Genomic DNA, 12,209 nt, shown 5'->3' on the forward strand with positions numbered 1-12,209 from the left:
CAGCAGCGAACGCGCGCTGAACTCGGCCAGCACCATCGTCCGCAGCGACCCGCGCAGCACGGGGCGCGCGAACTCGCGGAACGCCCGGCCCCGCGCGGCGGACGCCTCCTTCGACAGCGGCAGATGCTCCGCCAGCAGCCAAAGGCGTCCGTCGTCGACGACCTCCAGCAGCGCGGGCAGCGTCGGAGGCCGCCCGGTGTAGGCGGTCAGGGCCTGGTGCAGCGGGGTCTGTGCGGTGGACAGCCCCGTGGCCATCGAGGCGTCCAGCAGCTCCGGCCAGCCGGCCGAGCGCCCGAAGGCGAGCACCTCGTCGGTCAGGACGGCGTCCTCCAGCGCGGCCAGGGTCCGCTCCGGGTCGGTGAGCAGGGCGAGCGCCGTGCCCTCGGCCCCCTCGGTGCGCCCGTCGGCGGGCAGCGCCTCGATCCGCCGCACCCGCTCGGCGATCGGCGGGTGGGAGTCGTACGGCGAGGCCGGCTCCTCGGGCAGCCGCTCGCGCAGCTCGACCAGTTCCCGTTCCCGGGCCGTCAGCAGCCTGCCGAAGCCGCCGAAGAACTGTCCGCGCGGCGGCAGCAGTCGGGCCGGCAGGCCGAGGGTGGCGTAGGAGTCCAGGTAGAAGCCGTGCGAGACGGACAGGACCGGGATCTCGCGCAGCGCCGCCGCGGTCGCGTCGCGCCCGGCGATCCGGGCGGCGGCCAGGTCGGCGGCGAACTCCTGGCCGCGCGCGGTGGCGAGGGAGGCGCGCAGATACAGCCTGCCGTACCAGGTGTAGACCGCCGCCATCATCCGGTACGTCGCTCCGGCACCGGACGCGTCGACCTTCTTGGCCTTCCTGCCCTTGGCGATCCGCTTGGCCGCGGCCTGCTCCTGCCGGGCGCGCACGGCGGCCTCCTTGCCCTGCGCCCTGGCGTGGAACTGCTCGATGACCCGGCCGATCTGCACCCGGCCGCGCACGACCGGCGCCGACAGCCGGGTGTCGCCGCCGGTGAAGTGCCCGTACTCATGGGCCAGCACGGCCCGCAGCCGGTCCTCGGTGAGACCGGTCAGCAGCGGCACGCCCAGGTAGAGCAGGCGCGGGCCGGGGAACAGGCCGAGCAGCCGCGACTGTTCGCCGACGGCCGCGTTGACCTCGCCGGTCAGCAGGATCCGGTCGGGGGCGCGGGTGCCGGCCGCCGCCGCGACCTCCCGGACCAGCGCCCACAGCCGGGGCTCGTCGGCCTCGGCGACCGCGATCCCGGGCCCGTCCTCGCCCTTCGGGGTGCGCAGCATGAACATGCCGCGTACGACGGGTACGGCCAGCAGCACCGTGACGACGGCGAGCTTCGCGACGACCGGGCCGTGCCCCCAGGTGAACGCGGCGACGTCGAGACCGATCAGCACCGCCAGCAGGACGAGGCTCAGCAGATAGAAGCCGAGCAGCATCACGAGAGCGCGCAGCGCGCGCAGAGTTGCGCCCATCGGGCAGATCCCCCCACAGGACCTCAGAAACCGGACATGAAGCAGCACGCGACCGGCGCCCGCCGGCGCGCGTGGTGCGGTGTGGGGGGATGCCGGAGTATTCCGTACCGCAGGTCAGGAGGGCAAAGCGAATACGGCGGGGGCCGGTGCCCGCTCGGCTCGGGGCCCCGCCCCGGTCAGCCGGGCAGACTCGCCGGGCTGCCGCCGTTCGCCTCGTAACCGCCCACCGCCAGCGCGCGGTAGACGGCGAACTCGGCGGCCGGGTCGGCCGACAGGATCCAGGGCAGCGCGCCGACATGACCGTCGACGTGTATCAGCTGCTGCACGGCCTCCGCCCAGCGTTCGGCGCGGACCAGGAAGAAGATCAGCAGATGGCGGACGTGCGCGAGCATCGGGTCGTCGGGGCGCGCGGCGTGCACCGCGTGCAGCGCGCCGTGCATCGCCTTGGTGACGACCTCGCTCTGGTAGAAGCTCGCGACCAGGTTCACCTCGGGGAGGTGCTCGAAGACCGCGAACAGCGGCAGCGCGGCGAGCAGCGAGCCCTGCGGGGCGCGGGCCGCGGCGGCCTCGGCGAAGGAGTACGCCTGCTCGCGCGAGCCGTGCCACTTCTCGCACCAGTAGTGCAGTGCGGCCAGATGCGCGCCCATGTGGTTCGGGGCGCGGTCGAGGATCTTCAGCCACAGCTGCTCGAACTCGGCCCGCGGATACGCGAGGCCGCGGGCGACGGACAGCTCGACGACGTACGGCACCGGGTCGCCGGGGGCCAGCAGGGCCGCCTGTCCGCAGGACTCCCGGGCCTCCTCCATGATGATCCGGAAGTCGTCCGAGCCGGGCGTCGACGTCCGCCAGGCCTGCTGCGCCAGGAACTCCGCGTGCACGGCGGCCCCGCCGGCGTCCTTGGGCTGCTCGGCCCGCCACACCCGCAGCCACTGGCCGCCCGGCGTCTCGTGCACCCCGCCGGGCCGCTGCTGCAGCTCCAGCGCGGCCGCTCCGGCGAAGGCCTGCACCCGCTGCCAGCGCGGTTCGCCCGCGATCTCGGTGCCGGCCAGCAGCTGAGCCGCCGCGCGGTAGTCCTGCGTGCGCTGCACCAGGTCCAGGACGTCCAGCAGGTCCTGGTCCGGGCCGGGCATGCGCACGTCCAGCTCCTCCTGGCGCACGAAGCCGTAGTCCGCCGGGTCGGCGGCGTCCGGGTGACCCGGGGGAACCTGCTCGATCACCCCGCGCCTGCGCCGCATGACGGGGAGCAGCACGAAGCTCAGCATGAGCAGCGCCATGATCAGCCAGAGAATCGCCATGCCCCAAGCGAACCAGACGCCGCCGACAGTTGGCCAACCCCACCGCCGCCCTGTGGAAAACCCTGGTCCGGGACATGACAGAGAACGCGGGGGCGCGGCTGCCGGCGGCCGGGGCCGTCGTACAGACCTCCCGCCGTTGTCCACGCAGGGAAATCCCTCGCGGCGGTGCCCCGCGGGGGACGGGGGCGTCAGTATGCGGCGGGGCGCACTACGCTCGGTGGACATGAGCGACAGGCACATCAGTCAGCACTTCGAGACCCTCGCGATCCACGCGGGCAACACCGCGGATCCCCTCACCGGCGCGGTCGTCCCGCCGATCTACCAGGTCTCGACCTACAAGCAGGACGGCGTCGGCGGGCTGCGCGGCGGCTACGAGTACAGCCGCAGCGCCAACCCGACCCGCACCGCCCTCGAGGAGAACCTCGCCGCGCTGGAGGGCGGTCGCCGCGGCCTCGCCTTCGCGTCCGGCCTGGCGGCCGAGGACACCCTGCTGCGCACGCTGCTCAGCCCGGGCGACCACGTGGTGATCCCGAACGACGCCTACGGCGGCACCTTCCGTCTCTTCGCCAAGGTCGTCACCCGCTGGGGCGTGGAGTGGTCCGTCGCCGACACCAGCGACCCGGCCGCCGTCCGGGCCGCGATCACCCCGAAGACCAAGGCCGTCTGGGTGGAGACCCCCTCGAACCCGCTGCTCGGCATCACCGACATCGCCGCCGTCGCCCAGATCGCGCACGACGCGGGCGCGAAGCTCGTCGTCGACAACACCTTCGCCACGCCCTACCTCCAGCAGCCGCTGTCGCTCGGGGCGGACGTCGTCGTGCACTCCCTGACCAAGTACATGGGCGGCCACTCCGACGTGGTCGGCGGTGCCCTGATCGTCTCCGACCCGGAGCTCGGCGAGGAGCTGGCCTACCACCAGAACGCGATGGGCGCCGTCGCCGGCCCCTTCGACTCCTGGCTGGTGCTGCGCGGCACCAAGACCCTCGCGGTGCGCATGGACCGGCACAGCGAGAACGCCACGAAGGTCGCCGACATGCTGACCCGGCACGCGCGCGTGACGAGCGTGCTCTACCCGGGCCTGCCCGAGCACCCCGGCCACGAGGTCGCCGCCAAGCAGATGAAGGCGTTCGGCGGCATGGTGTCCTTCCGGGTCGAGGGCGGCGAGGCGGCAGCCGTCGAGGTCTGCAACCGCGCCAAGGTGTTCACGCTCGGCGAGTCCCTCGGCGGTGTCGAGTCCCTCATCGAGCACCCCGGCCGGATGACGCACGCCTCCGCGGCCGGCTCCGCGCTGGAGGTGCCCGGCGACCTGGTGCGCCTGTCCGTCGGCATCGAGAACGTCGACGACCTGCTGGAGGACCTCCAGCAGGCCCTGGGCTAGCCGGCCCTGATCACCAGCCGCTGACCGGTGGAGTCGTCTGCGAGGGCGGCTCCACCCACGGGTGCACGTGCGCGGCCCACAGGCCGAACGCCACGACCGCCGCGCACGCCAGCAGCCACAGCACCCGGCGGGCGAGCAGTCTGCGCCGCAGCACGCGCTCGCCCCGCCGCACCGCCTCCGCGTGCAGCTCCGGCGGCACCGGCGCCGGCCGCTCCTCCATGACCCGGCGCACGGCGGCCTCCCGCTCCGCCCGGTTCACCGGAGCCTCCTCGAGCGCCGGGCTTCGCAGGTTTGCCGCGGTTCCACCACGGCGTGCGGCGGCATGGTCAAGCCGTGTCGTGGCACCGGAGGGGCGGGCCTCGGCCCGACGACCACGTGTGACGGCCCCGGGGCATCGTGCCGCGGGCTCATGACGGCGCCACCTTCGCGCCCACCGTGCGCGGGCCGGCCGGCCGGGGCGGGTGCAGCACCGTGGCCGTCGCGCGGTCGCAGATGGTGTGGACGCGGTCCACGGGCAGACCGAGCAGGGCCGCGGCCTGTTCCTCGGCGACGCCCTCGTAGAGCCGCAGCACCAGGATCAGCCGCTCCTGCGGGCCGAGCGCGGCGAGCGGGCTGCGCGGATCGGGCCGGGTGCGCCCGAGGGCGAGGTACCGGTGCCAGGTGGCGCGCGCGAAGCGGGTGGCGAGGTACTGGCGGGCGCAGTCGTAAGGGTCCTCGCCGCGCAGCCGGTCCCAGCGGGCGTAGGTGTGGCCGAGTGCCAGCGTCAGCAGGCGACGCGCGCGGGGGTTGGCGTGCGTCGGCTCCGCGGTGAGCAGCGTGGCGGCATGCAGCAGGCGCCCTGCCGCGCCCGCGACGAACGCCTCGAACTCCCGGGCCCGGCGGGCCCCGCGGGACACCTGCCGATCAAGCACCACGCCTCCCCCATGAGGGGCCCCGTCCGGTACGGACAGGTGAACCGCGTACGACACAGGACCCGGTCTCATATGAGGCCAGCGAGGGCCCGGGGTCAAGACTTGGGACCGCTCCTGTGCGCCGTGCGGCTCAGGACGCCGGCGGCTGCTCCGGGGCCGGGACGCCCTGCACGGTGCGCGCGGACAGCGCGTGGTTGAAGCGCGTCAGGAGCGTGCAGAACTGCTCGCGCTCCTCCGGTGCCCAGTCGTGTGTCAGCTCGGCCATCAGCTGACGCCGCGACGAACGCACCTCCTCCAGCCGGGCGGCCCCGCGCGGGGACAGCTGAAGCACCACCGCGCGGCCGTCCTCCGGGTGCGAGGTGCGCTTGACCAGCCCGGTGTCGACCAGGGGCGCGACCTGCCGGGTGACCGTGGAGGAGTCGATGCCCATGCCCGCGGCGAGCGCCTTGACGCCCATCGGGCCTTCCTTGTCGAGGCGGTTGAGCAGCAGGTAAGCGGCGCGGTCCATGGAGTTGCGCACCTGCCCGACCCCGCCGAGCCGCGTCTGTTCGGCGCGGCGGGCGAACACCGCCACCTCGTGCTGGAGGGTGTCGAGAAGACCGGGGTCACCGACGGTCGTCATGTCCATCGACATTTCAGGTGTTGTGGGCATGGCCGGAGGCTCACTTCATGAAGGGCTGCTGGGTTGGGGGACAGGGTACGCGGCCCGGCGCCGGGCCGTACCGGCGCTGCGCAAACCGGTCTCGGAGCTTGGTCACACAAGTCGTGCGCGAGTGTGAACTGCGATGCTGGAGTCATGAGCTACGGCACGGCTGACTCCTTGCGTTCCGTCACCCTCGACGATGTGCGCGGAGCGCAGAAGATGCTCTCGGGTGTGGCACGGGTCACCGCGATGGAGGGCAGCCGGCACCTGTCCCAGCTGGTCGGCGCGCCGGTGCAGCTGAAGTGCGAGAACCTCCAGCGGACCGGCTCGTTCAAGCTGCGCGGCGCCTATGTGCGCATCGCCGGGCTGCTGCCCGAGGAACGGGCGGCGGGCGTGGTGGCCGCCAGCGCCGGCAACCACGCGCAGGGCGTGGCACTGGCCTCCTCGCTGCTGGGCGTGCACGCCACGGTGTTCATGCCCAAGGGCGCGCCCCTCCCGAAGGTCAGCGCGACCCGGGAGTACGGAGCCGAGGTGCGCCTGCACGGCCAGGTGGTCGACGAGACGCTGGCCGCCGCCGAGGAGTACGCGGCCGCCACGGGCGCGGTGTTCATCCACCCCTTCGACCACCCGGACATCATCGCGGGCCAGGGCACGGTCGGCCTGGAGATCCTGGAGCAGTGCCCGGAGGTGCGCACCGTCGTCGTCGGGATCGGCGGCGGCGGGCTGGCGGCCGGGATCGCCGTCGCGGTCAAGGCGATCCGGCCGGAGGTCAGGATCGTCGGCGTGCAGGCGGAGGGCGCGGCGGCCTACCCGCCCTCGCTGGCCGCGGGGCACCCGGTGACGGTGCGGAACCCGGCGACGATGGCCGACGGCATCAAGGTGGGCCGGCCCGGCGCGGTGCCGTTCGGGATCATCCGCGAGCTGGTCGACGAGGTGCGCACGGTCAGCGAGGACCAGCTGTCGGCGGCGCTGCTGCTGTGCCTGGAGCGGGCCAAGCTGGTCGTGGAGCCTGCCGGGGCCAGCCCGGTCGCGGCGCTGCTGGCCGCGCCGGACGCCTTCGAGGGCCCGGTCGTCGCCGTGCTCTCCGGCGGCAACGTCGACCCGGTGCTGCTCCAGCGCGTGCTGCGGCACGGCATGGCCGCGCAGGGCCGCTACCTGGCCGTACGGCTGCGGCTGACCGACCGCCCCGGCGCCCTCGCCACGCTCCTCGGGGTGTTGTCAGTGGTCGACGCTAACGTCCTCGACGTGAGCCACGTACGAACCGACCCCCGGCTCGGGCTCACGGAGGCGGAGGTGGAGCTGCACCTCGAGACGGAGGGCCCGGTGCACTGCGCCGAGGTTGGCCAGGCCCTGCGGGACGCGGGTTACACGGTCATCGACTGAGACCGGGCCCCGACCCGTCCGAGGCCGGGGCCGGGGGGATCACTCGTTCGAGTAATCCCGGGCCGAAGCCCATTGAGAGACGCGATACATCGCGTTATGGTGTGACCGGAATCCCTGAGTGTTCCCCGACGACGTGGAGACGGAGACAGACATGCCAGGCGCCATTTATGCCGAAGGCCTGGTGAAGACCTTCGGTGAGGTAAGGGCACTGGACGGCGTAGACCTCGACGTGCCCGAGGGCACGGTCCTCGGCCTGCTCGGGCCGAACGGCGCCGGCAAGACGACGGCCGTCCGCTGCCTGACGACCCTGCTGCGCCCCGACAGCGGCACCGCCGTCGTCGCCGGCGTGGACGTCCTGAAACACCCCGACGCCGTGCGCCGCTCCATAGGCCTGTCCGGCCAGTTCGCGGCGGTCGACGAGTACCTGACCGGCCGGGAGAACCTGCAGATGGTCGGGCAGCTGTACCAGATGAGGGCCCGGCCGGCCCGGCAGCGGGCGGCCGAACTGCTGGAGCAGTTCAACCTCGCGGACGCCGCCGACCGCCCCGCCAAGACCTACTCCGGAGGCATGCGCCGCCGGCTCGACCTCGCCGCGGCGCTCGTGGTCTCGCCCCCGGTGATGTTCATGGACGAGCCGACCACCGGCCTCGACCCGCGCAACCGCCAGCAGCTGTGGGAGGTCATCAAGCAGCTCGTCTCCGGTGGCACGACCCTGCTGCTCACCACCCAGTACCTGGAGGAGGCCGACCACCTCGCCCACGACATCGCGGTGGTCGACCACGGCCGGGTCATCGCCAAGGGCACCTCCGACCAGCTCAAGGCCCGCACCGGCGGCGAGCGGGTGGAGGTCGTGGTGCACGAACGCGAGGACATCCCGGCCGCCGTCGAGGTCCTCACCGGCTTCGGCAAGGGCGAGACCACGGTCGAGGAGCACACCCGCAGGCTCACGGTCCCCGTCACCGGCGGCGCCAAGCTGCTCGCCGAGATCATCCGGGAACTGGACACGCGCGGGATCGAGATGGACGACGTGGGGCTGCGCCGCCCCACCCTCGACGACGTCTTCCTGTCCCTGACCGGACACGTCGCCGAGACCGCCGACCAGAACCCGGAGAGCGCCAAGGAGGCCGTGAAGTGAGTTCCGCCATCGAGGCCGTGCCCGTCCCCGCGCCCGGCAACCCGTTCACCCGGTCCGTCCGGGACTCGCTGATCGTCGCCAAGCGGAACCTGATCCGGATGTCCCGCATTCCGGAGATGGTCATCTTCGGGCTTATTCAGCCGATCATGTTCGTGGTGCTGTTCACCTATGTCTTCGGCGGCTCCATGAAGATCGACGGCAGCACCAGCGCCGAGGGCTACAAGAACTTCCTGATGGCCGGCATCTTCGCGCAGACCGTCACCTTCGCCACGGCGAGCTCCGGCGCCGGCATCGCCGACGACATGCACAAGGGCCTCATCGACCGCTTCCGCTCGCTGCCCATGGCGCGCGGCGCGGTGCTCACCGGCCGCACCCTCGCCGACCTGGTCCAGACGGCGCTCACCCTGCTGGTCCTCGCCGTCGTCGCGCTGCTCGTCGGCTGGCGGGTCGGGACCTACCAGGACACCGACGCGGGCAAGGTCCTCGCGGCCTTCGGCCTGCTGCTCCTGCTCGGATACGCGTTCACCTGGATCGGCGCCCTGATCGGCCTGAGCGTGCGCACCCCCGAGGCGGCCACCTCCGGCGGGCTGATCTGGCTGTTCCCGGTGACGTTCCTGTCCAACGCGTTCGTGGACATCAGCAACATGACCCCCTGGCTGCGTCACATCGCGGAGTGGAACCCGTTCAGCGCCACCGTCCAGGCGGCCCGGGTCCTGATGGGCAGCCCCGGCCAGTCCACCTCGCACGCCTGGCCCATGCAGCACTCGGTCTGGGCCTCGCTGATCTACTCGGTGCTGATCGTCGTCATATTCCGGTCCCTGGCGGTGCGCAAGTACCGCTCGGCCACGGCATGACGGCGGCCTCCCGGGCATGACGAAGCCCCCGGTGTCCGTGGGATGCGGCGGACGCCGGGGGCTCGAGGGAAGGGGGAGGCCGGTCAGCCCGAGTAGGGCTCGGCCTTCAGGATCTTCACCGATGCCTTCTTGCCGTTCGGCAGCTCGTACTCCGCGTCCTCGCCCACCTTGTGGCCGATGACGCCGGAGCCGAGCGGGGACTGCGGCGAGTACGTCTCGATGTCGGCGCTCGCGTACTCGCGGGACGCGAGCAGGAACGACATCGTGTCGTCCTCGTCGCCGTCGAAGGCGATCGTGACGACCATGCCGGGCGCGACGGCACCGTCGGCGGAGGCCGGGGCCTCGCCGACCTTGGCGTTCTCGAGGAGCTGGGTCAGCTGGCGCACGCGCAGTTCCTGCTTGCCCTGCTCCTCCTTGGCAGCGTGGTACCCGCCGTTCTCGCGCAGGTCGCCCTCCTCGCGCGCGGCCGCGATCTTGGCGGCGATCTCCGTGCGCGCAGGACCAGTAAGGTACTCAAGCTCGACCTTGAGCTTGTTGTACGCCTCCTGGGTCAGCCAGGTGACGTTCTCGCTGGTCTGGGTCACAGGGTGCTCCTCGTCGGTACTGGGAAATACAAAGCATCGCCCTACCCAGAAGAATGTTCCCTCTTGGATGGGCGAAACCACGAGCCTAACAATTCAACGGCGGAAGGGGGAGGACATAAGCCATCAGATTCACATCAACGCAGGTCGGGGCCTACGCATTCCGGGCGATGCCGGGGAGTGTCCGGACGGCGTCAGCCGGCGTGGCAGCCGAGCAGCTCGGCCGTGGTGCCCTTGGCCGTCGTACGGAGCGTGACGACCTTGTCGATGCGGGTGGCCGGCCCGCTGAACCGGAAGTCCGCGCGGCCCACCTCGGAGCCGTCCGCCGCCTGGGAGCGCAGGGTGCAGTAGCCGTCCGTGCCGGAGTCCTTGTGGACCTCCAGATGCACGTGGACCGCGTTGTCGGTGGCGTCGAAGGTGACCACCTGGGCGCTGATCTTGCTCTCCACGACGTAGTGGTAGGCGAAGTATCCGACCAGGGCCAGCAGCACCGCGCCCAGCACGGTCCCGGCGATCCTGAGCTTGCGGTCGGCGCGCTCGTCCGAGGAGCGGCCGTAGCGGCCCTCGGGCAGCCGCGTGCTCGCCGTACTCATGATCGTCCTCTCCGCGGAATTATTCGCCCCCCGATTCGGTCACTATAGAAGCCGCCGACTGCGCCCTGAGCCATGGGGGCGCCGACTTAACGCGCGCCCTGAGCCAGGGGGTGCCGACCTACCGAGGATTGAGTCTTGACTGACCAGCTGCGACTGATGGCCGTTCACGCGCACCCCGACGACGAGTCGAGCAAGGGCGCGGCCACCATGGCGAAGTACGTGTCCGAGGGGGTGGACGTGCTGGTGGTGACCTGCACCGGCGGAGAGCGTGGGTCCATCCTCAATCCGAAGCTTCAGGGCGACGCCTACGTCGAGGAGCACATCCACGAGGTGCGCAAGAGGGAGATGGACGAGGCCCGCGAGATCCTCGGCGTCAAGCAGGAGTGGCTCGGCTTCGTCGACTCCGGTCTGCCCGAGGGCGACCCGCTGCCGCCGCTGCCCGAGGGCTGCTTCGCCCTGGAGGACATCGACAAGGCGGCCGGTGAGCTGGTGCGGAAGATCCGCGCCTTCCGTCCGCAGGTGATCACCACCTACGACGAGAACGGCGGCTACCCGCACCCCGACCACATCATGACCCACAAGATCTCCATGGTGGCGTTCGAGGGCGCGGCGGACGCCGAGAAGTACCCCGAGGGGGAGTTCGGCACCGCCTACCAGCCGCAGAAGCTCTACTACAACCAGGGCTTCAACCGTCCCCGCACCGAGGCCCTGCACAAGGCCATGCTCGACCGCGGTCTGGAGTCGCCGTACGGGGAGTGGCTCAAGCGCTGGAGCGAGATGGAGCGCACCGAGCGCACGCTGACCACGCACGTCCCGTGCGCGGACTTCTTCGAGATCCGTGACAAGGCGCTCATCGCGCACGCCACGCAGATCGACCCGGACGGCGGCTGGTTCAGGGTGCCGATGGAGCTCCAGAAGGAGGTCTGGCCGACGGAGGAGTACGAGCTGGCGAAGTCGCTCGTCGACACCTCCCTCCCCGAGGACGACCTCTTCGCGGGCATCCGGGACAATGCCTGACATGAGTGCAAGCGTGAGCCTGGCAGTGACGCATCTGGTCCCCCTCGCCAAGGACGTCGACCAGAACAAGGTCACCCCCGGCGTCCTCGGCTTCATCGTCTTCGCGGTGATGGCCCTGGCCGTGTGGGGCCTGATGAAGTCGATGAGCAAGCACATGGGGAAGGTCGCCTTCAAGGAGGTCCCGGACCCCGAGGCGGAGCAGGCCGGGGACAAGGCCGACTCCGCCGCGCAGCGGGGCTGATCCGGGGCGTCAGCGCGCCGCCGGTACCGCCACTCCCATGACTTCCCGGGCGTGGCGGTCCGGAGTCATGCGCAGGCGCCAGGCCTGCCAGCCGGCCTCCAGGCTCACCCCCCGTTCGAGCAGCAGTCCGTACGCCGAGACGCAGTCGGTGAGCTTCTCGTCCCGCAGCGGGTGCTCGGCGCGGGCCAGCTGGGCCAGCTCCTCCTGGGCCACCGCCGTGCCCACCTCCACGCCTCCCGGCGCCGCGTAGGGCAGCAGGGTGCAGCGCAGGAAGCGGGCCCAGTCCCCGCCGCGCCGGTCGCCGTAGGAGGCGAACAGGTCGACCGCCTCGTCGCACAGGGCCAGCGCCTGCTGGGTACGGGCGTTGCCCGCGTCGACGACCGCCAGTTCCAGACAGGTCCAGGCCTCGCCGTGGGCGACGCCGATCCGCTGGAAGTCGGCGCGGGCGTCCACCAGGAGCTGGCGTGCGAAGCCGGAGTTGCGCAGCGATCCCGTCTGCGCGGCCCGCTGGTCCCGGGTGACACGGGCCGAGTGGTGGCGGGCGCAGGCCAGTCCGTAGACGTCCCGCATCCGGGAGAACATCGTCCGGGACCGCTCCAGGTCGCGGACCGCCCGGTCCAGCTCGCCGGACTCCTCCAGCGCCTGACCGAGGTAGTACAGCGTCCAGGCGGCCCCCGCCGACGCCTGGCACCACGACGGCCGCCCCGCCTCCTCCCCCGCCCA

13 protein-coding genes and 1 pseudogene are annotated in these 12,209 nt (G+C 72.0%); 6 read left to right on the forward strand and 8 right to left on the reverse strand.

The features are described 5' to 3' along the window. Together ACWEN3_RS28845 and ACWEN3_RS28850 are read right to left on the reverse strand one after the other, a co-directional pair. Nucleotides 1–1,455: M48 family metallopeptidase (locus ACWEN3_RS28845; protein ID WP_452976558.1), on the reverse strand; the 1,455-nt coding region annotated here is incomplete at its 3' end. 176 nt (nt 1,456–1,631) lie between these two features. After that, nucleotides 1,632–2,750 (reverse strand): hypothetical protein, encoded by a 1,119-nt coding sequence (locus ACWEN3_RS28850; protein WP_452976560.1) that lies wholly within the window; start codon nt 2,748–2,750, stop codon nt 1,632–1,634. Between the two features lie 223 nt (nt 2,751–2,973). Between ACWEN3_RS28850 and ACWEN3_RS28855 the strand changes: the two genes are divergently transcribed. Continuing rightward, nucleotides 2,974–4,128, forward strand: coding sequence for a cystathionine gamma-synthase (locus ACWEN3_RS28855; protein ID WP_452976562.1), 1,155 nt, complete (start codon nt 2,974–2,976; stop codon nt 4,126–4,128). Nucleotides 4,129–4,138: 10 nt separating this feature from the next. On the opposite strand, the gene ACWEN3_RS28860 is transcribed toward ACWEN3_RS28855, so the two are convergent. The 3 genes from ACWEN3_RS28860 to ACWEN3_RS28870 all read right to left on the reverse strand — a co-directional run bounded on the left by ACWEN3_RS28860 (nt 4,139) and on the right by ACWEN3_RS28870 (nt 5,673). After that, on the reverse strand, nt 4,139–4,387 hold the full coding sequence (locus ACWEN3_RS28860) for a hypothetical protein (RefSeq protein WP_452976564.1): 249 nt from the start codon (nt 4,385–4,387) through the stop codon (nt 4,139–4,141). Nucleotides 4,388–4,535: 148 nt separating this feature from the next. Then, nucleotides 4,536–5,039 carry a sigma factor-like helix-turn-helix DNA-binding protein gene (locus tag ACWEN3_RS28865; protein WP_452976566.1) on the reverse strand — a complete coding sequence of 168 codons (504 nt, stop codon included), beginning with the start codon at nt 5,037–5,039 and terminating at the stop codon, nt 4,536–4,538. 130 nt (nt 5,040–5,169) lie between these two features. Next, nucleotides 5,170–5,673, reverse strand: a complete 504-nt coding sequence (locus ACWEN3_RS28870) for a MarR family winged helix-turn-helix transcriptional regulator (RefSeq protein ID WP_452976580.1) — start codon at nt 5,671–5,673, stop codon at nt 5,170–5,172. Between the two features lie 162 nt (nt 5,674–5,835). Between ACWEN3_RS28870 and ilvA the strand changes: the two genes are divergently transcribed. The 3 genes from ilvA to ACWEN3_RS28885 all read left to right on the forward strand — a co-directional run bounded on the left by ilvA (nt 5,836) and on the right by ACWEN3_RS28885 (nt 9,054). Further along, nucleotides 5,836–7,065: a threonine ammonia-lyase gene (ilvA, locus tag ACWEN3_RS28875; RefSeq protein ID WP_452976568.1), complete on the forward strand. Its 1,230-nt coding sequence runs from the start codon at nt 5,836–5,838 to the stop codon at nt 7,063–7,065. A 151-nt stretch (nt 7,066–7,216) separates the two neighbouring features. Then, complete coding sequence (locus ACWEN3_RS28880; RefSeq protein ID WP_452976570.1) at nt 7,217–8,200, forward strand: ATP-binding cassette domain-containing protein; 984 nt, start codon at nt 7,217–7,219, stop codon at nt 8,198–8,200. Further along, nucleotides 8,197–9,054: an ABC transporter permease gene (locus ACWEN3_RS28885; RefSeq protein WP_452976572.1), complete on the forward strand. Its 858-nt coding sequence runs from the start codon at nt 8,197–8,199 to the stop codon at nt 9,052–9,054. The genes ACWEN3_RS28880 and ACWEN3_RS28885 overlap by 4 nt, the downstream gene beginning before the upstream one ends. Nucleotides 9,055–9,137: 83 nt before the next feature. Here ACWEN3_RS28885 and greA read toward each other — a convergent pair whose 3' ends face one another. Both greA and ACWEN3_RS28895 read right to left on the reverse strand, forming a co-directional pair. Next, a complete protein-coding gene (gene greA / locus ACWEN3_RS28890) occupies nt 9,138–9,638 on the reverse strand; it encodes a transcription elongation factor GreA (protein ID WP_452976574.1) in 501 nt (166 codons plus the stop codon). A 191-nt stretch (nt 9,639–9,829) separates the two neighbouring features. Next, nucleotides 9,830–10,228 carry a DUF4307 domain-containing protein gene (locus ACWEN3_RS28895; RefSeq protein ID WP_452976576.1) on the reverse strand — a complete coding sequence of 133 codons (399 nt, stop codon included), beginning with the start codon at nt 10,226–10,228 and terminating at the stop codon, nt 9,830–9,832. 156 nt (nt 10,229–10,384) lie between these two features. Between ACWEN3_RS28895 and mca the strand changes: the two genes are divergently transcribed. After that, on the forward strand, nt 10,385–11,245 hold the full coding sequence (gene mca, locus ACWEN3_RS28900) for a mycothiol conjugate amidase Mca (RefSeq protein ID WP_452976582.1): 861 nt from the start codon (nt 10,385–10,387) through the stop codon (nt 11,243–11,245). Next, nucleotides 11,238–11,486 carry a hypothetical protein gene (locus ACWEN3_RS28905; protein ID WP_452976578.1) on the forward strand — a complete coding sequence of 83 codons (249 nt, stop codon included), beginning with the start codon at nt 11,238–11,240 and terminating at the stop codon, nt 11,484–11,486. The genes mca and ACWEN3_RS28905 overlap by 8 nt, the downstream gene beginning before the upstream one ends. 9 nt (nt 11,487–11,495) lie before the next feature. Here the strand turns inward: ACWEN3_RS28905 and ACWEN3_RS28910 are convergent. Then, nucleotides 11,496–12,209, reverse strand: a pseudogene (locus tag ACWEN3_RS28910) (hypothetical protein); the annotation flags it as partial.

The sequence above is a fragment of the Streptomyces sp. NPDC004561 genome, from assembly GCF_053602155.1.